Source organism: Burkholderia crassaminum, assembly GCF_964265005.1.
In the GTDB taxonomy this organism is placed as follows: Bacteria; Pseudomonadota; Gammaproteobacteria; order Burkholderiales; family Burkholderiaceae; genus Burkholderia.
Genome location: NZ_OZ183800.1, coordinates 939,840 through 965,108 on the forward strand (window position 1 = coordinate 939,840; position 25,269 = coordinate 965,108).

The 25,269-nt window shown below is 66.2% G+C and carries 22 protein-coding genes and 1 pseudogene; 11 read left to right on the plus strand and 12 right to left on the minus strand.

The annotated features are described in order from the left end of the window. Nucleotides 1-288: 288 nt before the first annotated feature. Nucleotides 289-1,527: a diaminopimelate decarboxylase gene (gene lysA / locus ACPTTF_RS21300; RefSeq protein ID WP_423368076.1), complete on the minus strand. Its 1,239-nt coding sequence runs from the start codon at nt 1,525-1,527 to the stop codon at nt 289-291. Between the two features lie 109 nt (nt 1,528-1,636). Between lysA and ACPTTF_RS21305 the strand changes: the two genes are divergently transcribed. Together ACPTTF_RS21305 and ACPTTF_RS21310 are read left to right on the plus strand one after the other, a co-directional pair. Continuing rightward, a complete protein-coding gene (locus ACPTTF_RS21305) occupies nt 1,637-2,551 on the plus strand; it encodes a LysR family transcriptional regulator (protein ID WP_423368077.1) in 915 nt (304 codons plus the stop codon). A gap of 55 nt (nt 2,552-2,606) precedes the next feature. Continuing rightward, nucleotides 2,607-3,206, plus strand: coding sequence for a GNAT family N-acetyltransferase (locus ACPTTF_RS21310; protein ID WP_423368078.1), 600 nt, complete (start codon nt 2,607-2,609; stop codon nt 3,204-3,206). 134 nt (nt 3,207-3,340) lie between these two features. Here ACPTTF_RS21310 and ACPTTF_RS21315 read toward each other — a convergent pair whose 3' ends face one another. The 3 genes from ACPTTF_RS21315 to ACPTTF_RS21325 form a co-directional block, all read right to left on the minus strand. Then, nucleotides 3,341-3,910 carry a DUF4142 domain-containing protein gene (locus ACPTTF_RS21315; protein WP_166962055.1) on the minus strand — a complete coding sequence of 190 codons (570 nt, stop codon included), beginning with the start codon at nt 3,908-3,910 and terminating at the stop codon, nt 3,341-3,343. 487 nt (nt 3,911-4,397) lie between these two features. Continuing rightward, nucleotides 4,398-5,021, minus strand: coding sequence for an HAD hydrolase-like protein (locus ACPTTF_RS21320; RefSeq protein WP_166962057.1), 624 nt, complete (start codon nt 5,019-5,021; stop codon nt 4,398-4,400). Between the two features lie 17 nt (nt 5,022-5,038). After that, the gene (locus tag ACPTTF_RS21325) at nt 5,039-5,869 is read right to left on the minus strand and encodes a substrate-binding domain-containing protein (RefSeq protein WP_423368079.1); all 831 of its coding nucleotides are present in this window, start codon (nt 5,867-5,869) and stop codon (nt 5,039-5,041) included. A 363-nt stretch (nt 5,870-6,232) separates the two neighbouring features. Between ACPTTF_RS21325 and ACPTTF_RS21330 the strand changes: the two genes are divergently transcribed. Continuing rightward, nucleotides 6,233-6,676 carry a GNAT family N-acetyltransferase gene (locus ACPTTF_RS21330; protein WP_423368080.1) on the plus strand — a complete coding sequence of 148 codons (444 nt, stop codon included), beginning with the start codon at nt 6,233-6,235 and terminating at the stop codon, nt 6,674-6,676. Nucleotides 6,677-6,732: 56 nt separating this feature from the next. After that, nucleotides 6,733-6,951 carry a DUF1653 domain-containing protein gene (locus ACPTTF_RS21335; protein ID WP_166962069.1) on the plus strand — a complete coding sequence of 73 codons (219 nt, stop codon included), beginning with the start codon at nt 6,733-6,735 and terminating at the stop codon, nt 6,949-6,951. 61 nt (nt 6,952-7,012) lie between these two features. Here ACPTTF_RS21335 and ACPTTF_RS21340 read toward each other — a convergent pair whose 3' ends face one another. The 3 genes from ACPTTF_RS21340 to ACPTTF_RS21350 all read right to left on the minus strand — a co-directional run bounded on the left by ACPTTF_RS21340 (nt 7,013) and on the right by ACPTTF_RS21350 (nt 10,466). Further along, on the minus strand, nt 7,013-8,224 hold the full coding sequence (locus tag ACPTTF_RS21340; RefSeq protein ID WP_423368081.1) for a winged helix-turn-helix domain-containing protein: 1,212 nt from the start codon (nt 8,222-8,224) through the stop codon (nt 7,013-7,015). A gap of 383 nt (nt 8,225-8,607) precedes the next feature. Further along, nucleotides 8,608-9,996, minus strand: a complete 1,389-nt coding sequence (locus ACPTTF_RS21345) for an MFS transporter (protein ID WP_166962075.1) — start codon at nt 9,994-9,996, stop codon at nt 8,608-8,610. Between the two features lie 26 nt (nt 9,997-10,022). Continuing rightward, on the minus strand, nt 10,023-10,466 hold the full coding sequence (locus ACPTTF_RS21350) for a darcynin family protein (RefSeq protein WP_423369853.1): 444 nt from the start codon (nt 10,464-10,466) through the stop codon (nt 10,023-10,025). A 38-nt stretch (nt 10,467-10,504) separates the two neighbouring features. On the opposite strand from ACPTTF_RS21350, the gene ACPTTF_RS21355 reads away from it, so the two are divergent. Further along, entirely contained in the window at nt 10,505-11,134 is a 630-nt protein-coding gene (locus ACPTTF_RS21355) for a TetR/AcrR family transcriptional regulator (RefSeq protein ID WP_423368082.1), read from the plus strand. Between the two features lie 136 nt (nt 11,135-11,270). Next, entirely contained in the window at nt 11,271-13,067 is a 1,797-nt protein-coding gene (gene treA, locus ACPTTF_RS21360) for an alpha,alpha-trehalase TreA (protein ID WP_423368083.1), read from the plus strand. 96 nt (nt 13,068-13,163) lie between these two features. Here the strand turns inward: treA and ACPTTF_RS21365 are convergent, their stop codons facing one another. Beyond that, nucleotides 13,164-14,651, minus strand: coding sequence for a carbohydrate porin (locus ACPTTF_RS21365; RefSeq protein WP_423368084.1), 1,488 nt, complete (start codon nt 14,649-14,651; stop codon nt 13,164-13,166). Between the two features lie 119 nt (nt 14,652-14,770). After that, entirely contained in the window at nt 14,771-15,040 is a 270-nt protein-coding gene (locus tag ACPTTF_RS21370; RefSeq protein ID WP_166962090.1) for a hypothetical protein, read from the minus strand. Nucleotides 15,041-16,121: 1,081 nt separating this feature from the next. Between ACPTTF_RS21370 and ACPTTF_RS21375 the strand changes: the two genes are divergently transcribed. After that, nucleotides 16,122-16,259 (plus strand): hypothetical protein, encoded by a 138-nt coding sequence (locus ACPTTF_RS21375; protein ID WP_166962093.1) that lies wholly within the window; start codon nt 16,122-16,124, stop codon nt 16,257-16,259. Between the two features lie 116 nt (nt 16,260-16,375). Further along, complete coding sequence (locus tag ACPTTF_RS21380) at nt 16,376-18,022, plus strand: NRAMP family divalent metal transporter (RefSeq protein WP_423368085.1); 1,647 nt, start codon at nt 16,376-16,378, stop codon at nt 18,020-18,022. Nucleotides 18,023-18,149: 127 nt separating this feature from the next. Here ACPTTF_RS21380 and ACPTTF_RS21385 read toward each other — a convergent pair whose 3' ends face one another. Next, entirely contained in the window at nt 18,150-19,055 is a 906-nt protein-coding gene (locus ACPTTF_RS21385) for a helix-turn-helix transcriptional regulator (RefSeq protein WP_423368086.1), read from the minus strand. A gap of 284 nt (nt 19,056-19,339) precedes the next feature. Here ACPTTF_RS21385 and ACPTTF_RS21390 point away from each other — a divergent pair, with 284 nt between their 5' ends. Further along, a complete protein-coding gene (locus ACPTTF_RS21390) occupies nt 19,340-20,173 on the plus strand; it encodes a helix-turn-helix transcriptional regulator (protein WP_423368087.1) in 834 nt (277 codons plus the stop codon). 278 nt (nt 20,174-20,451) lie between these two features. Continuing rightward, on the plus strand, nt 20,452-22,419 hold the full coding sequence (asnB, locus tag ACPTTF_RS21395) for an asparagine synthase (glutamine-hydrolyzing) (protein WP_423368088.1): 1,968 nt from the start codon (nt 20,452-20,454) through the stop codon (nt 22,417-22,419). Between the two features lie 19 nt (nt 22,420-22,438). On the opposite strand, the pseudogene ACPTTF_RS21400 reads toward asnB, so the two are convergent. Continuing rightward, a pseudogene (locus tag ACPTTF_RS21400) lies at nt 22,439-22,630 on the minus strand (lytic transglycosylase); the annotation flags it as partial. A gap of 503 nt (nt 22,631-23,133) precedes the next feature. Then, a complete protein-coding gene (locus ACPTTF_RS21405; RefSeq protein ID WP_166962108.1) occupies nt 23,134-23,532 on the minus strand; it encodes a winged helix-turn-helix domain-containing protein in 399 nt (132 codons plus the stop codon). A 417-nt stretch (nt 23,533-23,949) separates the two neighbouring features. On the opposite strand from ACPTTF_RS21405, the gene ACPTTF_RS21410 reads away from it, so the two are divergent. Continuing rightward, nucleotides 23,950-25,152 (plus strand): Fic family protein, encoded by a 1,203-nt coding sequence (locus tag ACPTTF_RS21410; RefSeq protein WP_423368089.1) that lies wholly within the window; start codon nt 23,950-23,952, stop codon nt 25,150-25,152. Nucleotides 25,153-25,269 lie beyond the last annotated feature (117 nt).

Consider the following 25,269-nt stretch of genomic DNA (forward strand, 5'->3'; position numbering starts at 1 on the left):
ACACGAATGCTGAGCGACTGAGGGCAATCTTAGGTTTATCAAAAAGGAATGTGTTTCCAAAGATGCACGCACTTTCTGCGCGCCGTGGAATGTTTTTCTCTGCGTGCCGAAGGTGGCGCAAGCGATCTGCTGCGGTTGCGCGTGATGCGAAGCATCGGGTGCTACGGTGCGACGGTGCGGTTGCTCCGCATCGCGAACGGGTGAACCGGTGGCACACCGAAAAGCAAAACGGCCAGGCTGCCGGTAGCGGCAAGCCTGGCCGTTGGCCTTCGTCTCGACGAAAGCGCGTTACTCGAACGTTTCGAGCGCGAGCAATTCGTCGATCGTCTGCCGGCGGCGGATCAGCCGCGGCGCGCCGCCGTCGACGAGCACTTCCGGCGCGAGCGGCCGGCTGTTGTAGTTCGAGGACATCGATGCGCCGTACGCGCCCGCGTCGTGCAGGAACAGCAGGTCGCCGATCTGCGGCTGCGCCAGCTTGCGGTGCGTGACCACGCCGCCCGCGTCCTGCGTGAACACGTCGCCCGATTCGCACAGCGGCCCCGCGATCGCGAGATCGACCAGCGGCCGGCCGGCCGGCACCGCGCCATCGTGCGCGTGCACCGACACCGCGTGGTAGCTGCCGTACATCGACGGGCGCATCAGGTCGTTGAAGCCCGCGTCGATCAGCACGAAATCGTGCTTCGGCCGGCGGTTGACGGCCTGCACTTCGGTGACGAGCGTGCCGGCTTCGGCGACGAGGAAACGGCCCGGTTCGATCTCGATGCGCACCGGGTGGCCGAGGTGCCGTTCGATCCGCTTGCGCGCGGCGTCCCACTGGCTGAAGTAGTGTCCGACGTCGACGCGCGGCTCGCCGTCGCGATACGGGATCGACAGGCCGCCGCCGGCGGAGATCGCGTCGATGTCATGGCCGAGCGACGTGACGAGATCGACCATCGCATCGCACACTTGCGACAGGTGGCCGTAGTCGACGCCCGAACCGATATGCATGTGGATGCCGACCAGCTTCAGCCCGTACTGGCGCACGATCTCGATCGCGCGCGGCACGTCGTCGATCCAGATGCCGTGCTTGCTCTGCGGGCCGCCGGTGTTGGTCTTGTTGCTGTGGCCGTGGCCGAAACCGGGGTTGACGCGCAGCCACACGCGGTGGCCGGGCGCGTGCTCGCCGATGCGCGCGAGCATGTCGAGCGAACCGGCGTTGACGGTCACGCCGTGCTTCAGCACGGCCGCGAGCGTCGGGCGGTCGATCAGGTCGGCCGTGAACACGACGCCTTCCGGCTCGCCTGCCGGACTGAACCCGGCCGCGAGGCTGCGCTCGATCTCGCCGAGCGACACGGCATCGACGCACGCGCCTTCCTCGCGCATCAGCTTCAGGATATGGAGGTTCGAGTTCGCCTTCTGCGCATAACGGATCACGTCGAATTGACGCAGTTGGGCGATGCGGTCGCGGATGACGTCGGCGTCGTACACCCACAGCGGGGTGCCGTATTGCTGCGCGAGTGTTGCGAGCTGGCGGGAATCGAGGGACATGGCGGATGAATCGGGTCGAATGAACGGATAACGTCAATGATGCGCCTGATTGGCTATGCAGTAAAATGCCTGTTTATCGATATTCGATTCATATCCGATATAGAAGATCATGCTCACGCACCGCCATATCGAGGTCTTTCGGGCGCTGATGGTCACCGGCAACACGACTCGCGCGGCCGAGATGCTCTATACGTCGCAGCCGACGATCAGCCGCGAGCTCGCGCGCATGGAGCAGGTCGTCGGCTTCGCGCTGTTCGAGCGCACGCACGGCCGGTTGCGGCCGACGATGGCCGCGCTCACGCTGTTCGACGACGTGCGGCTCGCGTATGTGGGGCTTGAACGCGTCGCGGCGACGGCCGCGCGCCTGCGCGAGTTTCGCGACGGGCAGCTGTCGGTGATCGCGCTGCCGGCGTTCTCGCACGCGATCCTGCCCGGCGCGGCCCGTCGATTTCACGACGCGCATGCTGGCGTCAGCCTGTCGGTCGAAACGCAGGAATCGCCGATGCTCGAAGAGTGGCTGACCGCGCAGCGTTACGACCTCGGGCTGACCGAGCACGACGTCGCGCCGGCCGGCACCGTGCTCACGCCGCTGCTCGAAGTCGACGAAGTATGCGTGCTGCCCGACGGCCATCCGCTGCTCGCGCAGGACGCGATCGATCTGCTGGATCTTGCCGATCGCCCGTTCGTGAGCCTGTCGCTGAACGATCCGTACCGCATCCTGATCGACGAGGCGTTTGCGCAGCTCGGCGTGGCGCCGCGCTCGGTCGTCGACACGCCGTCGGCCGTGTCGGTGTGCGCGTTCGTGCGGCAGGGGCTCGGCGCGGCGATCGTCAATCCGCTGACCGCGCTCGATTTCGTCGGGCGCGACCTGCACGTGCGTCCGCTTACACGCTCGTTTCCATACCGCGTCAGCGTGATCGTGCCCGAGCACCGGCCGAAGAACCTGCTCGTCGATGCGTTCGCCGATGCACTGCGCGGCGAGGCGAAGGCGATCCGCCGCCGGCTGGCCGCGCTCCTCGGCTGACGCGCCGTATGATGGATGTCTTGCCGCCATCGTCCTCACTTTCGGGAACCTCGTCATGACCGACGCTTCACCTTCCCTCGAACAACCCACGCTCGCCGGCGAACGTATCGAACTGCGGCCGCTCGCAGTATCCGACCGGCAGGCGCTGCTGGATGCCGCGGACGACGGCCAGTTGTGGAACCTGAAGGTCACGGCCGTGCCGGGCGCGGAGACGATCGATGCTTATATCGATACCGCATTGCAGGGCCGTGCGGCCGGCACCGTAATGCCGTTTGCGATCGTCGATCGCGTGTCGGGTCGCGTGATCGGCAGCACGCGTTTCTGGAAGATCGATCGCAGGAACCGCAAGCTCGAGATCGGCCATACGTGGCTGAGCGAATCGGCGCAGCGCACGCGCGCGAATACCGAAGCGAAATGGTTGCTGCTGGGCTATGCGTTCGACGTGCTGCACTGCGTGCGCGTGCAGTTCACGACCGACGAGCTGAACGAGAAATCGCGCGCGGCGATTCTGCGGCTCGGTGCGAAGCAGGAAGGAATCGTGCGGCACGAACGGATCATGCCGGATGGCCGCAAGCGCAATTCGGTGCGCTACAGCATCATCGACGACGAATGGCCGGAGGTGCGTGCGCGGTTGATGGCGAAGCTCGCGACGTAACGCGTAGCGCATGACGTGCGGCGCGCGTTTGCGCGCTGGGTCATGCAGTCAGATGTGCATCGCGCCGCCGCAACAGCGCGGCGCGACGATAGGGCAAGCCGTGCGCCGCGCACGGTGCGCGGCGCTGCATCGCGTTACTGCGCGGATGCGAGGTGATGACGCTCGGCGAGCTTCTGCGCGTCGGCGTAGTGCTTCTGCAGGATCGGCAGCGACTGGCGTGCGACTTCCTTCAGCTTGGTGTCGCGGCCCGATGCGATTTCGGCCTGGAATGCCGAGATGGCCTTCTGCTGGCCGGCGAGCGCGACCTGCTCGATATACGCCTTGTCGAACTCGGCGCCGCGCAGGCTCTTGATGCTGTCCAGTGCGGCCGTGTCGGGGTCGTTGGCCGGCACGTCGACGCCGCGCGGGCTGGCTGCGCGCATCGCCTGGATGATCTTTTCATCGTCGGTCGATACGCGTTGCGCGAACGCCTTGACCTGGCTGTCCGACGTGCGCGAATCGGCGATGCGCGCCGCGTCGTGCTGCGTCGACACCGTTTTCGTGCCGTCCGTGATGAAGGCCTGGTCGGCTTCGTGGATGCGCGTCGCGGCGGCGGCCGGTGCGGCGGGTGCCGGTTGTGCGGTTTGCGCGGTCGCCGTCACGGCGACGAGAAGCAGGCCAGCGGCAGACAATGCAAGGCGCGAGACTTGGGGAAAGCGGTTCATGGGACTTCCTTTCGATCGGGGCTCTGGTTGAAAAACGGATCACGTGATCCGTCGCTGTGCGAGAGACCGGGCGCGCCCGGGCCGGATTCGACCGCCGCTCTGCCGCGGCGCCGGTCGAAGTGTTTCCCGGCCCGACTGATTCTAGGAGAGCGATCCCGTAGCAGGTGCAACCGCGCTGTGGTTTGTGTAACGGTTGGTAAGACGAATCGATGCGCGAGCTTGGCGACAGGTATTGCGTACCTGTTGCGTGCGTGGCGGCGGCAATTTTTGCGCGCATGCAGCGTGCGGGATGCACGTGTGTGTCATCTGCCAGTCATCGTCGTGTTGCGGTGCTGGGCGAGGTTGTGCGAGGTCGTGCGCGTCGAGCATCGAGCATCGAGCATCGAGCGTCGAGCGTCGAGCGGAGAAGCGGAGAAGCGGAGAAGCGGAGAAGCGGAGAAGCGGAGAAGCGGAGAAGCGAGCCGGCCGCACGATGCGCTCGAATACGTCACACGCGATCGAGCAATGCGTCGAGACGCGGCAGCAACGGTGTCGCGCAATGTGCCTGCAACGCGTCCGGCGCGGTGTAGCCCCATGCGACGCCCTGGAACGCGATGCGCGCGCGTCGTGCCGCGTCGGCGTCGCGGATTTCGTCGCCGACGTACAGCACTTCGTCGTTGCGCACGCCGGCCTCATGAACGAGTGCGCGCAGGCGACGTGCCTTGCCGAACAGAGGAATGCCGCACGCGAAATGCTCGACACGGCTGCTGGCGCGCGGGCCGAGTCGGTCGCGCACGATCTCCTCGGTATTCGACGTGGCGATCGCGATGCGGATGCCGCGTGCGGCGAGCGCGTCGAACGTTTCGCCGACGCCGGGGAACAGTGCCACTTGTGCGACGCGCGGCCGCATCAGGCGACGCATGTCGATGGTCACGCGCGGCACTTTCCACATCGGCACGTCGAGCGCGCGAATGATGTCGCGCGCCGACATGCCGCGCAGCGCCGGGCGCAGTTCGGGCGTGGCGTCGCGAAAGCCGTGCATGCGCGACGCTTCCGACAGCGCCGCAAGAAAACTGTCGAGCGAATCGGCGAGCGTGCCGTCGAAGTCGAATGCGATGAGGCGGTAGGGCATGAAGCGGCGGGGCGGGTTTATTGGGCAGGCGACATTGTCACCGAATCGAGTCCCGTTGCCCGCACGATCGGTTGCGCTTGCGGCGACGCGAGATAGTCGAGCAGCTTCTTCGCCTCTTCCGGATGATCTGCGCCGACCGGAATGCCGCCCGCGAAACGCGTGACCGACTGCACCGATTCGGGCACCTTGCCCGCATACGTGACGCCCGGCACCGGCAGCAGCTCGCTGACCTGCTGGAAGCCGATCTCGTAGTCGCCGTTCGCGACGACCGACGCAACCGGAATGCGCGGCACCATCGTCGCTTTGGGCTTCACCTCGGCATCGACGCCGAGCTTCCGGAACATTTCCTTCTCGATGTACACGCCGCTCGCGCTGTCCGAATACGCGACGGACTTCGCGTGCAGCAGCACGTCCCTCAACCGGTCGACGGTGCCGATGTCGGGCTTCGGCGCGCCGGCGCGCACGACCATGCCGATCCGCGAATCGGCGAGCTCGACGCGCGATGCCGGGATCACCTTGCCTTCCTTGATCAGCCGGTCGAGCGCGTAGCCGACCATGATCAGCACGTCGGCCTTCTCGCCGTTCGCGAGGCGGTTCGGAATCGCTTCCTTCGACTGGCCCATCGACGGGCCGGAGATCGTGTCGAGCGTGTCGCCGGAGGCGGCCGTGAAGCCGGGGCCGAGCTGCTTGTACGCGGCCGTGAAGCCGCCGGAGATCATCACGTGCAGTTCGGCCGCTGCGGCCGGCAGCGTGACGGACGCGAGCGCGGCGGCGGCGAGCCAGAACGTGGCGCGGCGCGCGAGGCGATGGCGGGTGGCATGGGCGCTGAGTGCGGCTCGGTTGCGCATCGGGGTGTCTCCTTCCAGTCTGTCGTGGTCGGTGTGCGCGGTCGATTGCGATCGGTTCGCACGGGCTACATGATCCACCGAAATTCGGGGGCGGGTAAGCGGGCGCGCGCAATGTGCGTTTGCGGTGTGTCGATATCCGGCGGCGAGCACGCGAGTGTCGCGTGATGCGCCCGCGTTGCCGAACGGTGCGGGTGCGTGACTGTCGTACAAGTTCAATGATGACCGTTCGTAGTCGCACGACACCATTCGGCAAGACGCCGCGTCAGCGTTCAGCCGCAGTGGATCGGCGGTGTCCCTTGTCCCCCGCCGCGCTGCGCGGTATCGTCGACGTTTCGCTGTCCACCACCCCGACCGGAGACCGACGTGCCCGCTGCCACCCCTGCCACGCTGAGATTTTCCACCGACAAGCGCGAACTCGACATCGACGCGATCTACGACTTCCTGCATCGCGACGCGTATTGGTCGCAGGGCATTCCGCGCGACGTGGTAGAGAAGGCGATCGAGGGCTCGCTGTGCTTCGGCGCATACGTGGGCGACCGGCTCGTCGGCTTCGCGCGGCTCGTCACCGATCACGCGACGTTCGCGTACCTGTGCGACGTGTTCGTGCTGCCGGCCGAACGCGGCAACGGCTACGGCCGCGCGCTGATCGACCACGTGTTCGCGCAGGAGATGGTGCAGGGCCTGCGCCGCATCATGCTCGTGACGTCCGATGCGCACGAGCTGTACCGGCCGGTCGGCTTCGGGGCGTCCGCGAATCCCGAGCGGGTGATGGAGATCCGTCGTCCGGACATCTACGCAAAACGCTGACGCCCGACGCAGCGCATACAATACGCGCTTTTCGTTTTTGCCAAGAGAAGCACACCATGACTGAACAGGAAGCCGAACAGCTCGCGACGCATCGCCATTACAAGGGCGGGCTGTATCGCTACATCGGCGTTGCCCGCCATTCCGAAACCGAGGAATCGGTGGTCGCGTACGAGCATCTGTGGCCGCATGAGCGCGGGCTGTGGGTGCGGCCGGAAGCGATGTTTAACGGCAACCTCGAAGACGGCACGCCGCGCTTCCGCAAGCTGCGCGACTGATCCGCGGCCGGCCGCGTGAGCCGGCCTTGCAAGCCGGCTGCGCGAGCCGAATGCGCGACTGTTACGCGGCAGCCAGCGCCTTCACCAGCTCCGGCGGTGCCTGCCTGACCGTGACTTCCGGCGTGCCGTGCCATGCCGCGAGTTTCTTCACCGCCTTCGCGACATCGGCTGCGAGCCCCGTGCCGAAGCGCACACCCGGCTCGACATGCACGGCCTTCAGTTCGAACGTGCGGAGCGTGCGATGCGCCTTCGCGTCGACGCGCCCGACCAGCCGGCCGCGATGCAGCACGGGCAGGCAGAAATAGCCATAGCGCCGCTTGTGCTCGGGCGTATAGCATTCGATCGTGTAATCGAAACCGAACAGCGTCGATGCACGCCGCCGGTCCCAGACGACCGGGTCGAACGGCGACAGCAGCGTCGTGACCGTCGAGCGCAGCGTGTCGGCCCCGGCGGCCGGCAGCAACGCTTCGAGCGAGCGATGCACGTAGGCCGGCTCCTTCCAGTCGTCGATCGCCACCGGGATCAGGTCGCCCGCGTCGGCGAGCTGCTCGAGCTCCGCGCGGTACGAACGGCGCGGCAGCCGATAGTAGTCGGCCACCCAGTCCGCGCGCACGACGCCGAGCGCGCGGCACGTGTAGTCGAGCAGCGCGGGCAGCACGGTGTTGCGCGGTGGCAGGTCGCGCGTGTCGTCCCAGTCGGGCAGCACGCGCTCGCGCACGTCGTACACGCGCTGGAAATTGCGGCGTTCCGACACCATCAGGTCGCCCGTCGTGAACAGCACTTCCAGGTGGCGCTTCTCGGGCTTGCGATCCCACCAGCCGTTGCCCTTCACGCCATCCTCGCGGGCGAAATCCGCCGACTTCACCGGGCCTTCTTCACGAATCCGCGCGAGCAGCCGGTCGATGTCGGGACGATTCTGCTCATGCCACTCGGCCGCGTATTTCCAGCCCATCCCCGACGGATCGAGCATCTTGTAGCGCATCAGGCCGAACTGCTCGACCGGCAGGAAGCATGCTTCGTGCGACCAGTATTCGAACAGGCGCGCCTCGGCGAGATGCTCGTCGAGCCACTGTGGCGAGAACTCGCCGAGACGGCTGAACAGCACGAGATACGGGCTGCGCGCGACGACGTGGATGGTATCGATCTGCAGTTGCGCCATCCGGCGGATCGTGTCGAGCACGTCGGATTTGGTCGCCTTGCGGCGGGGCGGTGTCAGCAGGCCCTGCGCGGCGAGATGCAGTGCGCGGGCGGCGGCGGGCGAGAGCGTAAGCATCGGAAGGGCGGCGGGGAGTGATGGTCGGGAACCACTTTAGCGCGAAAGCGGCGCGCGCGTGCGACGTGCCGATGCACCGTGTCTGACAATGGTTGACAGAAGCGTTTCGCAAGTTTCCCTATAGTGCACTGCATGGCGCGACGAAATATGCGCGCAGCGATTCCGCTTCCGACGCACATATGTCCATGGCACGCACGAAGCGAATCCGGGATTCTCAACCCCCATCGGGAGACCCGGAGCCCTGAGCGGACATCCATGCGGCTGTGCACCGGCCCCGTGTGGATGTCCGCTGATTTTTTTGTTTTTTCCGGTTTGCTTCGCGCGCGGCTTTCCCTTCCGCCCGTTCCGCCCCTTTCGTTTGTTCCCGCTCGTCTGCCTGATTTCTATTGCCGCTTGCCGCGCGCGACTTCGTCGCCGGCGCCGGGCGGCAGCCGCCGCGTGATCGGAATCGATGCGAACGAACACAGCCCGACCACGACGAACGCGGGCCAGAAATCCGACCACACCATCTTCTGATGACCCTGCAGCCAGTGCGAAATGTGCAGCACGAGGCCGGCCACCGTCACGCCCAGGCCGAGCGACATCTGCTGCACGACGCTGCCGAGGCTGGTCGCGCGGCCGGCGTCGCGCGGCGAGATGTCCGCGTAGATCATCGAGTTCAGGCTCGTGAACTGCAGCGCGGGGAAGATGCCGCCGACGAGCACGATCAGCCAGATCGCCCAGGTCGCCATGCCGGGATGGAACACGCCGTACGCGGCGATCGCGAGCCCCGCGAATGCCGCGTTGTAGATCAGTACCGTGCGGAAGCCGAAGCGGCGCAGCGTATGGGTGGCCGTCGAGCGGCTCATCGCGCCGCCGAACGCGGACGCGCACGTGATGAGCCCCGAATGGAACGCGCTCATACCGAGCCCTTCCTGCAGCGCGAGCGGCAGCAGGAACGGCACCGCGCCGAGGCCGATGCGGAACAGCGATCCGCCGACGACGCTCGCGTGATACGTCGGGATCTTGAGGAAGCTGAGGTCGAGCACCGGGCGCTCCTTGCGGCGCGCGTACGGCACGTAGAGCGCGAGCAGGACGGTGCCGGTCACGCACATGATGACGGCGTTCGAGCGCGACGTGAGCGCCCCGTCGATCAGCGTGAGGCCCATCAGCAGCAGCGCGGCGCCGCTGGCCGACAGCAGGAAGCCGAACCAGTCGAGCGGGCCCGGATCGGGCTCGTGCGTGTTCGCGATGTGCTTGCTCGCGAGATAGATCCCGTAGATGCCGATCGGCACGTTGATGAAGAAGATCATCCGCCAGTGCAGGTAGGTCGTGATGAAGCCGCCGACGAGCGGCCCGACCGTGGGCCCGAACAGGGCGGGAATCGCGAGGTAGTTCATCGCACGCACGAGATCCGAGCGTGGCACGGCGCGGAAGATGATGATGCGGCCGACGGGCACCATCATCGCGCCGCCGACGCCCTGGATGAAGCGCGCGAACGTGAGCACGCCGAGGGAATTGGATGCCGCGCACATCAGCGAGCCGACGACGAAGATGCCGATCGCGGTGCGGAACACGGAGCGCGCGCTGAAGCGGTCGGCCAGCCAGCCGCAGATCGGGATGAACACGCCGAGCCCGACCACGTAGGCCGTGATCGCAATGTTCAGCGTGACGGGGCTGTGCCCGAAGTCCCTCGCCATCGCGGGCAGGGCGGTGACGATGATGTTCGCGTCGACGCTTTCCATGAACAACGCACAGGCAACGATGAGCGGTGCTAGAAAGACGGGCGACATGGGCTGGGCGCGCGGTAAAGACGCCATTATGCCCACAATGTGACCGTTGAGTCACGTACGACAACAGTTGTTCCGCATGTTGCAACAGTCGTCTTTTTTCGCGGGTGGCGCGGAAAGAACGACTGCGCACACGCGGCGCATGCATCGCGTTTGCGTGCCGCGTGTGCGCGGGCGGTGGATGGCGCGATGTCCCCGTCGGTGGACGCACCGGCGCTCTCGACACCCGGCACGATCTCGACGATGTCGAAGTGGCGATGCCGGAACGATGTCTCGCGAAGCGCGGCGACACGCGTTCGCCGTGAGTGTCGATGATCGGCGCGATGTGTTCGGGCGGCAGGCGCAAGCGTTCCGGTACGGGGAAGCCGCGCAATTCGGCACGCATCTTCAAGCGCAACAACACGGTTAGCAGGGTCGCAGTTTGCCGGAGCATGCGGATTCCTTTTGACGGAGCGGAAGGGCGTTTCTAGAATATGAGCGTTTGCTCATATCTGAAACTCGCATTCCGACCATGTCCGAATCGTCTCCACGCATCCCGCTGTCGCCCCGCAAGGCGCCGCGACAGCGCCGCTCGGTGGCCACTGTCGACGCGATCGTCGAGGCCGCTGCCCGCATCCTGGAGCGCGACGGCTTCGACGGTTACACGACGAACGCGGTCGCGGCACTGGCCGGCGTGAGCATCGGTTCGCTCTATCAATACTTCCCGAATCGTGATGCACTGACGGCCGCGCTCGTCGAGCGCGAGAGTGCGCATCTGCTCGACGACGTCGACCGGGCCGCCGCGCTGTCGTCGTGCGACGACGTGCTGCGCGCACTGGTGCGCGCGGCCGTTGCGCACCAGATGCGTCGTCCCGTGCTCGCGCGGCTGATCGATTTCGAGGAGGCGCGGCTGCCGCTCGGCGCGCGCACCGCACGTGTCGCGGATCGCATCCACGCGACGCTGCGGCATGCGCTCGGGCTGCGCGATGCGCCGCGCGTCGCTGCGCCTGAAGTCGTCGCGCACGATCTGCTCGCAATCGTGAAGGGGATCGTCGATGCGGCGGGCGCGCGCGGCGAGACCGATGCGGATGCGCTCGACGCGCGTGCGTGGCGGGCCGTACGCGGTTATCTGCGCGAGTCGCGCGAATCGAAACTTGCTTGATGCGCACGTTTCGTGCGACAGTCGGACCCACTCGCAGCACAAAACGACGCGTATCGATCGAGGGCCATCGAGACGAGCGCGCGCGCGAACGAGACCTCGTGCCGACCCACTCACCATCGAAAGGAGGGGACACGTCATGACGTCACGTCGTGCCGCATCGATCGCATCTCGTTTCTCGACCGGCTTCTCAGCCCGCTTCCCGACCCGCTTCTCAACCCGCTTCTCAGCCCGTTTCTCAACCCGTCTCTCGCTCCGTCGTTCGTTGCCGCTCGGGTCACCCGCGCCGCGTATTCGCTGGGCCGCCGCGCTGGCCGTCGCGTATCTCGCCGTTGCCGGTTGCGCCGCGCAGGCCGACAACGCGAACCGCGCCGCGCAGGCGGTTGATCAATCGGCCGCGCCCGCTACGGCCACGATTGCCGGCCCCGTGTCGGGCACGTTGCTGCCGCCGCCGAGCCAGCTCTACGGCGACCTGTTCGTCGCGGTGCAGACCGCGCAGATCTATCCCGACCAGAAGACCTTCGTCGACGCGACGCCCGACAGCGATCCCGCGACGATCGTGCAGTTGTATCAGCAACAGAAATCGCAGCCGGGCTTCTCGCTGAAGACGTTCGTCGGCCAGCATTTCACGCCGCCCCCGGAAGGCGGCGTGACGCCGCCGCCGAACCAGACGCTGCGCCAGCACATCGACTGGCTGTGGCCGCAGCTCACGCGGTCGAGCGCGACGGTGCCGCCGTACAGTTCGCTGATCCCGCTGCCGAAGCCGTATGTCGTGCCGGGTGGCCGCTTCCGCGAAGGCTACTACTGGGATACCTATTTCACGATGCTCGGGCTGCAGGTGTCGGGCCGCGAGGATCTCGTCGACGACATGCTCGACAACTTCGCTCACCTGATCGACACGATCGGGCACATCCCGAACGGCAACCGCACGTATTACGCGAGCCGCTCGCAGCCGCCGTTCTTCGCGTACATGGTCACGCTCGCCGCGCAGGCCGAAGGCGACAAGGTCTACCAGAAGTACCTGCCGGAACTGCGCAAGGAGCATGCGTACTGGATGCAGGGCGAAACCACGACGCCACGCGGGCAGGCCGCGCGCCATGTGGTCGTGATGCCCGACGGCGCGGTGCTGAACCGCTACTGGGATGCGAGCGATACGCCGCGCGACGAGTCGTATCTTGAGGACGTGACGACCGCGAAGTCGGTGCCGGGGCGTCCGGCGAACGAGGTCTACCGCGACCTGCGCGCGGGCGCCGAAAGTGGCTGGGACTACAGCTCGCGCTGGTTCGGCGACGGCAAGACGCTCGCGACGATCCGCACGACGTCGATCGTGCCGGTCGACCTGAACAGCCTGATGTTCCATCTCGAGACGACGATCGTGAAGGGCTGCACGGTCACGCGCGACGTGGCATGCGTGACCGATTTCTCAGGGCGCGCGGCGCGGCGTGCGGCCGCGATCAACCGTTATCTGTGGAACCGTCGCGGCTACTACGGTGACTACGACTGGCAGTTGCGCAAGCCGCGCGACGCCGTGACGGCCGCCGCGCTGTATCCGTTGTTCGCGGGCGTTGCGTGGCCCGAGCGCGCGAAGGCGACCGCGCGCGAGGTGCGCAAGACGCTGCTGCAGCCGGGCGGCGTCGCGACGACCACCGAGAACACGGGGCAGCAGTGGGATGCGCCGAACGGCTGGGCGCCGTTGCAGTGGATCGCGATCGACGGGCTGCGGCGCTATGGCGAACCGGCGCTCGCGAAGGACATCGGCACGCGTTTCCTGTCCGACGTGAAGCACGTGTATGCGACCGAAGGCAAGCTCGTCGAGAAGTACGTGGTCGAAGGCGCCGGCACGGGCGGCGGCGGGGGCGGCGAATATCCGTTGCAAGACGGTTTCGGCTGGACCAACGGTGTCACGCTGAAACTGCTCGGGCTGTACGGCGAGTGACGCGCGGCGCGGGCCGCGCGCTTGCACCGCGAGAGCACGCACGGGCCGGACTGTCGCGTGAGCGGCCGTCCGGCCCGTGTCTGCATCCGGCTTGCGTCAGAACGTGATCGTCGTGCGCACACCGACCACCGTTTCGTCCCCGATGCGCGCACCGGCCGCGTTCGGGTTCGGGATGCCGCCGCCCGGGCGGAAGAAGTGCTGCAGGTCGGCCTGCATCTGCCACCACGGCGTGACCTGGTACTGGTAGGTCGCCTCGATGACCGTTTCCGCACGACGCACCGGATAGCCGGGCGTCGAGTACACGCCGGTGTCGCCGTCGAGGCCGCGCGCATGCGAGCCGATCTTCGTGTAGCCGACCGCGAGGCCCGCGACGTCGTTGTCGCGTCCCTTGAACGGCGCCTTCAGCGTCACGCCTGCGTTGGCGGCGAAATCGACGGTATTGCGATCGCCCGGCGCGCCCATCACGCGCGCGAACACGCCGACCGAGCGCGGGCTGTCCGCCGACGGCCGCCACACCATCTGGTCGGCGACTGCATAGAAACTGTAGTTACCGCGATGCGTAGCCGGCATGCCGTTGCTTGCCGGATCCGCGAGCGACAGGCCGTCGGTGCCGTAGCGCGGATCGTTCGCATGCTGCGACTGATACCAGAAGCCGAGCTTGTACGTGCCCGGCAGGCCGGCCGGCTGCGGCGCCTTCGGATCGGCGGGCGGTGCGTTCAGCGCATACTGCACTTCGCCGATCACGAATGCGCCGCTGCGCAGGTTGAAGTTGGTGCCGTGCGCATTCAGCACCTGCGCATCGCCGTCGGTGCGGCCGGCCGGGTTGCCGTCGAACACGCCGACCATCGCGGTCCACGCATCGGCCGGCTTCACGCGCAGCCGCACGCCGAGCGACGACAGCGGATACGCGGGGCCGCCGGCCGGCAGGTCGGTCGACGGCAGCACGGGCCAGCCGAACGTGGCGTTCATGAAGGTCGCCGCGTTCTGGCTCACCATGAATTCCTGGTCGACGCTCTGCTGGCCGACCTTCACGTCGACCTTGCCGTCGAGCAACGACTGCTGGTACCAGAGCTCCCACAGGCGCGTGGTCGAATTCGCCTCGATTCCGGTCGCGGTCTGCAGCGTCTGCAGGTAGCGCTGCGTGAGGTTGGTGCCGTGGATCTGCAGCCCGGACACGTTGAACGTGCCGCCCGGCAGGCCGACCGCCTTGCCCGTGTCGACGTTGAAGCCGAATTGCGTGAGCCCCTGGTAGGCGCCGCCGCGCCCCGTTCCGCCCGACGTGTTGTACAGGTATTCGCTGGTTTCCTGCAGGCTCAGCGTGATGCCGTGATCGCCCAGCAGGTCGCGCAGGCCGCCCATGTTGCCGAGCAGGTTCGAGCGCTCCCAGAAGCCGGTGGGGGCGGGCGCGGCAGCATCGGCGGCCTGTTGTGCGGGCGCGGCGGCGTCGCTGGCGCCGGCCGCCGGTTCGGCCGCGGCCGGCGACGACGATTGCGCGAACGCGGGCGCGGCGGCGAGCGACAGCAGCAGCGCGGCGAGCGCATTGAGGCGGAGCGTGCGCGGGACGGGTTCGAGATGATTCTTCATGTGGGTTCCGTTGGCGGTTTGATTAGTTGGGCTGAAGAAACTGAAACGTGATGGGGGAAGCTTGGCGAGACGGTCGCGCGGCGGCACCTGGCGCGCGCCACTGCCGCGCGACGAGGGACTTACGGCAGCCAGCCGCCGATGCGCCACACCTGTGCGAAGCCGAGGCGCGGCGCGGCCGAGCACAGCAGCGCGACGAGCGCGACCGCGGCAGCCATCACGGCGACCATCAGGCAGTCGAGCGGGCGGGGCGTCGCCGGCACGTGGGCGAGCGCCGTGCCGCGCCAGTTGCTGAATGCGTGGGCGAGCGGCGAGAGGCCGGAAACGAACGAGCGGTCGCAAGCGATATGCACGATGCGCTTGAGTCTGACCGCGAACGATTGAAAAAACATGACGCTGCCTCCGTCCGGTCCGGCAAAGGCCGGACGACGTGATCGAGCGCGGGCGCATGACGCGGCCTGCGATCGGAGGGTGGAACGTATTGGAGCGTGCAACGGACGAACCGGCGAAGGCCGGCTCGGGAGGAAGCGCGCTAACCCGACGAATGCGAGTTAGCGGCGAAAGACATGCGTCTGGCTGCTATCTCGCGATGGCTTGGCCGGCCTGGACCGGCGTCGAACTACAACTAGAGCATGTGTCCACGGAGGGACTCCCTTGATGAATTGGGGCGGATTGTATTCGCGTAATTTGCTGCAATGCAAGTAAAAACCGCATAAAAATGATGCGCGTTGCGCGAGCGCTGCGACGGCCCGTTTCGGCCCGTTTTGGCGCGGGACCGGCAGGGGATCGGGACGACGAGAGGCGTCTCGGCGTTGTTCGCCCGCATCGGCTGAGGATCGCGTCGTGACGCGTTGAAAGGTTTCGGCGCGTCGTTTCAAGGGCAAATCTTTCAGTGCCGCGAAGCAGGAAATTTATTTCGAGAAATGGGGTTTGGTGGGGTTGACTTCACTTTCGGGCCGTCCATAGAATCCGGCATCTTCACTCTTGGGGCCGCCGCCTTGGACGCCTGCAGTAGTCGATCTTCGAACGAAATTCCCGCCTGAGCGACCGACGTCCGCGCCTCATCGAAGCCGCCGTTTGTCTCCCAGGCAAACGGTGCGCGCAGCAGTATTCCGCAGTAACTCCCTACGTGCACCCTGATTCGCGCCGGTTAGCGTGATGCGTTTTCGCATGCGCCGTCCGGTTTCTCCGCCGCCTGGCAGGCGGCCGCGTTTGCGCATGCCTTGTTCAGGCATCGCAAATGCTGGCCCGCAGGCCTGACGGCGGTCAACCGTGTTCTCCGGAACACCGCACAGGAGCCGCCATGAACGACAGTGACAGTTGTCCCTTATGCCCATTGCACGCACAGACCCTTTTGAACCCGGGTCGCAGGGACAATCCGGCCGACTAGCCTGACACGTCGTTCAGGCCCCGGACTGGCCCCGCGCCCAACACGCGGCCGGCACGCCTGCCGTCGCCGCACGGAGCCAGACCATGAACTTCGGCCTTCTGCTGTCGAATCTCCCGCACGTCACGGAATCGCGTAACCACTACGACGCGATGCTGACGCTCGACGCCCGTCCGCGGGTGTTCACCCGCCTGCTGAACCAGCTGAAATCGTTGATCCACTGAAAGAAGCGCCGAGCGCGCCTCGGCATGCGCACGCGCAGCCGCCATCGAGCGGCTGCCCCGCGCGCATTCCAAGGTCACACGCTCATTAGATAACCCTTAGCCGTACGGAATAAATCATGTCCACACCATCCAACGTTTCTCCACCGATCGCCGCCGAACGCAGCGCCGCGCTCGACGAAGCCCACCTGGGCGATATCCGCGGTGCGCTCGGCACGATCGCGCGCCACGACACCGGTGCCCGCGGTACGTGGTGGGCGCGTCTGCGCACGCTGCTCGCGATCATCGGCCCCGGCCTCATCGTGATGGTCGGCGATAACGATGCCGGTGCATTCGGCACCTATACGCAAGCCGGGCAGAACTACGGCACGACGCTGCTGTGGACGCTGCTGCTGCTCGTACCGGTGCTTTACGTGAACCAGGAAATGGTGCTGCGCCTCGGTGCGGTCACGGGCGTCGGCCATGCCCGCCTGATCTTCGAGCGCTTCGGCAAGTTCTGGGGCGCGTTCAGCGTGATCGACCTGTTCCTGCTCAATGCGCTCACCATCGTCACCGAGTTCATCGGCATCACGTTCGTGCTGGATTTCTTCGGCCTACCGAAGGTTGCGGGCGTGTGCGTGGCGGCTGCATTGACGATGGCCGCGGTCAGTACAGGCGACTTCAGGCGCTTCGAGCGGTTCGCGATCGGTTTGTGCCTGCTGAGCCTGCTGCTCGTGCCGGTGCTCGTGTCGATCCATCCGCCGGTCGGGCAGATCACGCGCGATTTCTTCGTGCCGAACTGGCCCACGCACGCGAAGCTGTCCGACGTGATGCTGCTCGTGATCGGCATCGTCGGTACGACGGTCGCACCATGGCAGCTGTTCTTCCAGCAGAGCTACGTGATCGACAAGCGCATCACGCCGCGCTTCATGAAGTATGAAAAGGCGGATCTGTGGATCGGCATCGCCTTCGTGCTGGTGGGTGCGGTCGCGATGATCGCCTTCTCGGCCCAGCTGTTCTCGGGTCATCCGGAATTCGGCAACTTCACCGACGCCGGCGGCATCATCGCCGGCCTCGAGAAGTATTCGGGCCGCACGAGCGCGACGCTGTTCGCGGTGGCGCTGCTCGACGCGTGCATCATCGGCGCGGCGGCCGTCTCGCTGTCGACCGCCTATGCGATCGGCGACGTGTTCAAGATCCGTCACTCGCTGCACCGCAACGTGTCGGATGCGAAGGGCTTCTATCTCGTCTACTTCGGCATCGTCGCGGCGGCCGCTGCACTGGTGCTGATCCCGGGCAGCCCGCTGGGCCTGCTGACGGAAGCCGTGCAGACGCTCGCGGGCGTGCTGCTGCCGAGCGCAACCGTGTTCCTGCTGCTGCTTTGCAACGACAAGCAGGTGCTCGGCCCGTGGATCAACTCGACGAAGCTCAACGTGTTCACCGGCGCGGTGATCTGGGTGCTCGTGATGCTGTCGATCATCCTGACCGCATCGGTGATGTATCCGGATATCAGCGGCGAAGCCATCCTCGACGTGCTGGTGGGCGGCAGCGTGTTCGCGATCGTCGGCTATCTCGTGACGGTGCTGATCCGCCGCAACAGGCGTGTCGTCGAACCGGGCGTCGATCGTTCGCAACGCGACACGTGGCGCATGCCGCCGCTCGACTCACTCGAGCCGCAGAAGATGACGCTGACGACGCGCGTGTGGATGGCCGTGCTGCGCGGCTATCTCGTGATCGCGGTCGGTCTCGTGATCGTCAAGGTGGTACAGATGACGCTGCTGAAGTAACGCAGGTCGTCTTCCAGGAAGCGGCGCCGGACCCGGCACCGCGCCGCAACCCGCACATGCCGGCCTTCGTGGCCGGCATGTGCGTTTACGCGTCCGCTTGCGGCACGTCGCACGCGCGGCGCGAGCGTCAGATCAGCTCGAGCTTCGACGTCAGGTACGTGAGCTGGATCCGGTTCGCGACGCCGAAGCGCTTGCGCAGTTTGCGCAGGTGATAGTCGACGTTGTGCGCGCTGGTGTCGAGGCGCCGGCCGATCTCCTTGTCGGATGCGCCTTCGGCGATGCCGAGCAGCAGTTCCTGCTCGAACGGCGTGAGCCCGTTCACCGCGCGCTCGCGCGACGTCGAGATCAGTTGCGGCGACGCGAACTTGTGTACCGACAGCCCGATCGACAGCGCCTGCTCGATCGTCGCCGGCGTGATCCATTCGCGCGTGCGGCGCGGCGCGGTGAAGCTCATGAACGCATGCAACCGCGTGCCGGGCACGGCCATCGAATACATGATGCCGCTGCACATCCCGTCGTCGTGCATCGTCTGCAGGAAGCCGTCGAGCGCGGCCGGCGTCACGCGCGGGGCGTCGTCGCGCTCGCGATGCTCGCGGCGCAACTGCTGCAGGTCCCACACGATCGGCATGTTGCACACGCGCGCGCCGAGCGTGCGCGGATCGATGTCGTGATGGCTGTGTCGCACATAGTCGCCGCGATAGGTGGACGGCGTGAAGGCTTCGTGCAGGTAGAGACTTTCGACCCGCTCGTGCGCGAATTCGAGCGCGAAGTACGCGAACGTCGAGAAGCCCGTCAGGTGCAGCAGGCTTGCGACGATCCGGCTGCGCTCGGCCGTGCTCTGCGCGTGCGCGAGCGTATCGGCGACGCCGAGCTTCGGCGCGTGCGGCTGCGTGAGCTCGCCGCGCTTCACGTCGTCGCACCAGACGACCTGCACGGGGCGCTCCCGCGGCGCGTCGGAGCACGCGTTCAGCCCGTGCGGCGGGCGGGAAAAGGTTGAGGCGACCGCTTCTTCATGCATTGCAATGTCGGACATGTGCCATCCCTCGGAATCGACGCGTATCGCCTGACGGCGACCGTATCGTGTACGGCCGCCGCGGCGGTGCGATCGAGCATCGGTGTGATATGCGCGGATCGTCATCCCTGACCCGGCGCGGGGGCATTGTACAAAAACGCCTGTGTACGCGTAATATGCCGTAATACTAATGGCGGCGGAAGATTCCTATTCGCACGCATATAACGAAGACCAGAAAATCCATAAAGAAAAGACCAGATCGTGACGGGGCGCAGGTTCACATATTGGGAAAGGGCGGGCTCCTCATGACATATGCTGACGGCGCACCACGCGTCGAGTGGTTTTCGCAGGCCGATATCGCAACGGCCGCGGTTTATTCGAATGAATATCAGGTAATCGGGCACGACGTTTTTACCGGCGCGCAAATCGAATCCGGTAAAACCGACCTTGCTTCGATCGATTTCGCGCAATGCCATGCGCGCTTGCGGCAAATCGGTTTCAGTACGCTCGGTTACGGCGCTTTCGAAATGATCGGGCGGCGCATCCTGTGCGCGCATCTGCTGCGCGACCTCGCCCCCGCGACGTTCATGCAGCCGTTTTTCGAAGGCATGCTCTACGAGAGCGACCCGCGGTTCGCGCAGGTGCGGCAGAGCGGCTTTCCGGTCGCGTGGCAGCTCGACGAGATCGAGGCGGCCGCGCAGGGCAGCGGCGATCGCAAGATGCTGGCGCTCGCCGGCCATCTGCGTGCGCACGCGATGAACAGCGGCGTGCTGTTCGGCCTGTCGGCGCCGCGCCTCGACCTGCGCGTCGCGGTGAACGTGACCTCGGAGACGCACGGCACCGAGTGGATCGACGATCGCGTGATCGGCGGCGCGCTGTCGGTCAGCCTCGCGGTGCATCGCGTCGCGCTGCCGTTCCTCGAGGCACGCATCGCGCGCATGCGCGGCTTCGCGCTCGGCGACGAGCAGCAGCAGGTGCTCGACCGCCTCGTGCACGGACTGTCCGACCAGGAGATCGCGAGCGCGCTGCGCACGTCGCTGCACAAGGTCGGCCACCATATCCGCTCGCTCGAAAAACTTTTTAACGTACAGAACCGCGCGCAGCTCGCGTATCTGGCGGCGCGCCGGTTGCCGTCCTGACGCGGCCCGTCTCCCGCGTTCGTTCCCGTATTCTTCGCGCGTCCCGATGACCGTCGGGCCAGCCCGTCCGTGGCCGGCCCGACGCGCCGTTTCGGCCGCCCGTGCCGTCCCGATGCGCACACGCTGCTTGACAGCGTTTTTTTCGAGTGATTGCGACATTCACCTATGAATTATTGCTGATTTATTTCTTCGTAATATGGCCCGATCGTCACGCCGGACGGCGCGCCACGAGGTTGCGCCATGCATGACGGAATTGGTCAACAGGGGCGAATAAATCAATGTGCGGAATCGACGGCTTTCTGAACAGCATCGCCTTCGATGAGGAGACAGCGCGCGGCACGCTCGCGCGCATGACGGCAAGCCTCGCGCATCGCGGGCCGGACGGGCAGGGGATCTGGGTCGACCCGGAAGCCGGCATCGCGCTCGGCCACCGGCGGCTCGCGATCGTCGACCTGTCGGTACACGGCCGACAGCCGATGGCATCGGCGTGCGGCCGCTACGTCATGGTCTTCAACGGCGAAATCTACAACCATCGCGAACTGCGCGCGGAGCTCGAGCGTGCGGGGCGCGCACCGGCGTGGCGTGGCCACTCTGACAGCGAGGTGCTGATCGCGGCGATCGTCGCGTGGGGTGTCGACGCGACGCTGCGGCGCGCGACCGGCATGTTCGCGTTCGCGCTGTGGAATCGTGCATCGCGGGTGCTGACGCTCGCGCGCGACCGGATCGGCGAAAAGCCGCTCTACTACGGCCGGATCGGCGACGCGCTCGTGTTCGCGTCCGAGCTGAAGGCGCTGCGCGGCTATCCGGGCTTCGACGGCGAGATCGACCGCGACGCGCTGTGCCTGTACCTGCGCCAGTCGAGCGTGCCCGCGCCGCACACGATCTATCGCGGCATCCACAAGCTGCCGCCCGGCACGTATATCCAGTTCGAGCATGCGCGCGACACGCCGCGCCTGCGTGCGTACTGGACGCTCGAACAGGCGATCGAGGACGGTCGCGCGCAGCCGTTCAAGGGCAGCGCCGACGAGGCGGTGAGCCAGCTCGACACGGTCCTGCGCCAGGCCGTCGCGCGGCAGATGGAAGCCGACGTGCCGCTCGGCGCGTTCCTGTCCGGCGGCGTCGACTCGTCGACGATCGTCGCGCTGATGCAGGCGCAATCGTCGACACCGGTCGATACGTTCACGATCGGCTTCCACGAGGCCGGCTACGACGAAGCCGGTTATGCGAAGGCCGTCGCGCGCCATCTCGGCACGCGCCATACCGAGCTCTACGTGACGGCCGACCATGCGCTCGGCGTCGTGCCGAAGCTGCCGTCGATCTACGACGAGCCGTTTTCCGATGCATCGCAGATCCCGACCTTTCTCGTGTCGGAGCTGACGCGCCGGCATGTGAAGGTGAGCCTGTCTGGCGACGGCGGCGACGAGCTGTTCGGCGGCTACACGCGCTACTTCCTGACACCGCGCCTGTGGCGCAAGCTGCATCGCGTGCCGGGCGCCGTGCGCGCGCGGATCGCGGCCGCGCTGCATGCGTTGCGGCCCGATCACGCGGACCAGCTCGCGGCTGTCGCGCAGGGTGCGTGGGGCGGCGTGGAGGCACGCGAATCGGCGACGCGCATCGGCGATCGGCTGCACAAGCTCGGCCACGTGATGACCGCCGAGAGCCGCATCGGGCTGTACCGGTTGCTGATGTCGTCGGTGCATCATCCCGAGCGCCTCGCGCTGTCGGGGCAGGAGCCGGCGACGCCGCTCGACACCGTATCCGCGTGGCCCGCGCACCTGAGCTTCGCCGAGCAGGCGATGGCGATCGATACGCTCACGTACCTGCCGACCGACATCCTCGCGAAAGTCGATCGCGCGGCGATGGCGGTGAGCCTCGAAACGCGCATGCCGTTCCTCGACCATCATGTCGTCGAATTCGCCTGGCGCGTGCCGGCGGAGGTGCGTTTGCCGGAAGGGCAGTCGAAGGCGCTGCTGCGCCGGCTGCTCGACCGGTACGTGCCGTCCGCACTGATCGATCGGCCGAAGCAGGGCTTCTGCGCGCCCGTCGATCACTGGTTGCGCGGCGCGTTGCGCGACTGGGCCGAGGCGTTGCTGCAGCCGTCGCGGTTGCGCGAGGAGGGCTTCTTCGATGCGGCCGCGGTCGAGCGCCTGTGGCGGCAGCACGTGACCGGCCGGATGAACTGGCAGCACCAGTTGTGGACGGTGCTGATGTTCCAGGCATGGCTGGAGGCGCAGCGCGCCGCATGAGGCGGCGCGCTGCGCGTCGTTACTGATCGAGGCAGCGCATGCAGCGTTGCTTCGCGTCGCTCGATTGCAGGCCGCGACACATCGTCATCACGGGCCGTGCGTGGCACGAAGGCGGATCGGCGGAGGCCGCCGGCGAAGCTTGCCGGCGCGCGCGATCGGGCGGTGTGGTTGCAACGGCATCCATCCGTCGCTGGCGTGCGGGCGGCGTGTCGCGCCAGGCGCTGGCGTCATCCGGATCGCCCGATGTCGTCGACGCGACGTGAAGCGTGCTGTCGGTTACCGTGTTCGCCGCGTGCGCAACGGGCGGCGCGGTGCACGCGAGTGCGACCAGCGCGTACAGGCAGGCGACGACGGTTCGCGAATTGCGCATCTTCATGGTCATTTCATTCGTCCCGGGGCCGGTCGCGCGGAAGGCGCGCGGTTGCTGGGTCGATTGTAGGGACGGCAACGGCCGTGTGTCACGCCGGAATCCGTAGGCGCGGGCGGCGGCCGGAGTGGAAGTGACGAAGCGTGACGAGGCGCGACGTTGTGCGGCCGCCAGCGCACAAAAGCGACCGCCGCCCGGAGGCGGCGGTCGGGTCGCGACTGGCTGGCGGGCCGGGCGGCGTGCAGGCCGCGCCCGACGGGCGCGCCGCGAGGCGCTGCGCAACGACGCAGCGCGGTGGGGGGAGCGTTGCAGGCGCGCCGCGGGTAGGCAGCGCGCGGGGTAAATCGTCAGGCGTAGTCGGCGGCCATCACGGCCTGCGGTGCCGCGCGCAGGATCGGCGCGGCGTCGTGGCGCTCGACGTGCGTCATTGCCGCACCGAACAGCACCAGGCGATAGCCGACCGCGTAGATCGGAATGATCCGCAGGTTCTTGTCGTGATCGAGTTGCAGCTTCGAGCGGATACGCGAGATATGGGTGTCGAGCGTGCGCGACGACACGCCGAGTTCACGGCCCCACACGGCTTCCTGGATTGCCTGCCGCGGCACGATCTTGTTCATGTTGTCGAGCAGGAACTCGACGACATCGAATTCACGCGGCGTGACGTCGACGATCTTGTTGTCGATTTCGATCGTGCGGCGCACGAAGTTGATTTTTATGTTGTCGATGTACAGGTATTTGCAATCCATGGTGGCCCTCGCATGTCCATAAAGGAGTGTTTGCGGGTCCTGTGCTGCAACTTCCGGGCCAGGGGGAAGATCGTCACGTAACGACACGGCGCTGCACCCGGGCAGGCGGCGCTGCAGCCTTGAATTTAAAAGAATTTTTAACGGGTGGCGTGGCGTAGGTAGAGAAAGGGTCTGAGCAAAGGTGAAGGATTGTTACGTAGCATCGGCGGGTGACGTTACGGGCGTTACGTTTGACGTAACGTGAGGAACCGCGGGGGGCAACATGCGCGCGATCCGGATCGTCGGCAGGGGGATGGGAACACGACTTCTAACCCTACATTGAACCCTACATGGATCGATGGAAAATCAATATAAATCAGTAACATAAGTGGCTATAATTGCCGACATTGAACCCTACATGAAACCCTACACGGAAGCATGACGACCGTTGCCACCTTTGAGCCGTTGTTTCCCGAAGATCGCGTTCTCGATCCGCTGCTTGAGCAGGCCGCCGAACTCGTCGATTCGTCGCAGCGGTTGCTTGCCGTACGCGATACTCCGCTGGCCGCTGCGCTCGTGCCGCAACTCCGCGCGATGAATTCGTACTATACGAACAAGATCGAAAGCCAGCACACCACGCCGGCCAAGATCGAGGCGGCGCTGCATCGGGATTATTCGACCGATATCGTCGAACGCCGGAAGCAGCGCTTCGCGGTGGCGCATATCGCGACGGAAACAGCGCTCGAGGAGGAGTGGCGAGCGCTTCCGGTCGCCGCGCTGTTCGAACCGGCGCGAATCGCGGCCATTCACGATCGCTTCTTTTCCTGCCTGCGTGACGATGAACGATTGACCGGCGACGGGGATATCGTCGTCCCGGGCGAATTTCGTCGATCGGATGTGACGGTGGGGCGTCATCTGGCGCCGGAACCCGAAATGATCGAACCGTTGCTTCAGGCCTGGGCGACCCGTTATGCCCGCATTCGCGCCAAGGAATACCAACTGATCGGCATCGCCTGTTCGCATCATCGTCTCGCGTGGGTGCACCCGTTCATGGACGGCAACGGTCGCGTCGCCCGCTTGCATTCGCATCTCGGATTGCGCGCGGCCGATCTGACCCACGGTCTCTGGTCGCCACTTCGAGGGCTGGCGCGAGAGCATGAGCAGTACTACGCCAGGCTGAGCGAAGCCGATCAGACACGGCGCAACGATCTGGACGGCCGGGGCAATCTATCCCAGGAAGGGCTGGTCAGGTTTGCGCGTTTTTTTCTCGACTGCTGTCAGGACCAGGTCGGGTTTATGGTGCATATGACCCAGTTCGACGGGGTGACGGGAAGGCTGCTGGATTTGCTGAGATTTCTGGAGGCCAATCCGTGGACGATCCGCTCGGAAAAATCCGTTATCAAAGCGGAAGCCGCGGCGCTCGCGATGGAGTTCGTCGCGCTGCGCCGAACCGTCACGCGCGCGGAATTTGCGCAGATGCTGGGTGTCAGCGACGTATTGGCGCGCAGGATCGTTCGATCGCTGCTGGATTGCGGGCTGCTGACTTCGCCTTCGCATCGCAGCGAGCTTTCGTTTGGATTGCCGCTGAGCAGCCTCCGGTTTCTGTTTCCGAGGCTTTGGCCGGAAGTCGAGCAGGAGTGAGCGTGGCCGACGGGCCGCGCGAGGTCAGGCGGCATCGGCTCGAATAAGCACGATATTCCCGCAATGCATTGAAAGTGTCGGCCACAGGGCCCCTCGCCCCGCGGCCGGCGTTTCGTC

What these genes read in the sequence shown, in the direction of transcription:
- lysA (WP_423368076.1), bottom strand. Translation starts at nt 1,527, where the DNA reads ATGTCCCTCGATTCCCGCCAGCTCGCAACACTCGCGCAGCAATACGGC.
- ACPTTF_RS21305 (WP_423368077.1), top strand. Translation starts at nt 1,637, where the DNA reads ATGCTCACGCACCGCCATATCGAGGTCTTTCGGGCGCTGATGGTCACC.
- ACPTTF_RS21310 (WP_423368078.1), top strand. Translation starts at nt 2,607, where the DNA reads ATGACCGACGCTTCACCTTCCCTCGAACAACCCACGCTCGCCGGCGAA.
- ACPTTF_RS21315 (WP_166962055.1), bottom strand. Translation starts at nt 3,910, where the DNA reads ATGAACCGCTTTCCCCAAGTCTCGCGCCTTGCATTGTCTGCCGCTGGC.
- ACPTTF_RS21320 (WP_166962057.1), bottom strand. Translation starts at nt 5,021, where the DNA reads ATGCCCTACCGCCTCATCGCATTCGACTTCGACGGCACGCTCGCCGAT.
- ACPTTF_RS21325 (WP_423368079.1), bottom strand. Translation starts at nt 5,869, where the DNA reads ATGCGCAACCGAGCCGCACTCAGCGCCCATGCCACCCGCCATCGCCTC.
- ACPTTF_RS21335 (WP_166962069.1), top strand. Translation starts at nt 6,733, where the DNA reads ATGACTGAACAGGAAGCCGAACAGCTCGCGACGCATCGCCATTACAAG.
- ACPTTF_RS21340 (WP_423368081.1), bottom strand. Translation starts at nt 8,224, where the DNA reads ATGCTTACGCTCTCGCCCGCCGCCGCCCGCGCACTGCATCTCGCCGCG.
- ACPTTF_RS21345 (WP_166962075.1), bottom strand. Translation starts at nt 9,996, where the DNA reads ATGTCGCCCGTCTTTCTAGCACCGCTCATCGTTGCCTGTGCGTTGTTC.
- ACPTTF_RS21355 (WP_423368082.1), top strand. Translation starts at nt 10,505, where the DNA reads ATGTCCGAATCGTCTCCACGCATCCCGCTGTCGCCCCGCAAGGCGCCG.
- treA (WP_423368083.1), top strand. Translation starts at nt 11,271, where the DNA reads ATGACGTCACGTCGTGCCGCATCGATCGCATCTCGTTTCTCGACCGGC.
- ACPTTF_RS21365 (WP_423368084.1), bottom strand. Translation starts at nt 14,651, where the DNA reads ATGAAGAATCATCTCGAACCCGTCCCGCGCACGCTCCGCCTCAATGCG.
- ACPTTF_RS21370 (WP_166962090.1), bottom strand. Translation starts at nt 15,040, where the DNA reads ATGTTTTTTCAATCGTTCGCGGTCAGACTCAAGCGCATCGTGCATATC.
- ACPTTF_RS21375 (WP_166962093.1), top strand. Translation starts at nt 16,122, where the DNA reads ATGAACTTCGGCCTTCTGCTGTCGAATCTCCCGCACGTCACGGAATCG.
- ACPTTF_RS21380 (WP_423368085.1), top strand. Translation starts at nt 16,376, where the DNA reads ATGTCCACACCATCCAACGTTTCTCCACCGATCGCCGCCGAACGCAGC.
- ACPTTF_RS21385 (WP_423368086.1), bottom strand. Translation starts at nt 19,055, where the DNA reads ATGTCCGACATTGCAATGCATGAAGAAGCGGTCGCCTCAACCTTTTCC.
- ACPTTF_RS21390 (WP_423368087.1), top strand. Translation starts at nt 19,340, where the DNA reads ATGACATATGCTGACGGCGCACCACGCGTCGAGTGGTTTTCGCAGGCC.
- asnB (WP_423368088.1), top strand. Translation starts at nt 20,452, where the DNA reads ATGTGCGGAATCGACGGCTTTCTGAACAGCATCGCCTTCGATGAGGAG.
- ACPTTF_RS21405 (WP_166962108.1), bottom strand. Translation starts at nt 23,532, where the DNA reads ATGGATTGCAAATACCTGTACATCGACAACATAAAAATCAACTTCGTG.
- ACPTTF_RS21410 (WP_423368089.1), top strand. Translation starts at nt 23,950, where the DNA reads ATGACGACCGTTGCCACCTTTGAGCCGTTGTTTCCCGAAGATCGCGTT.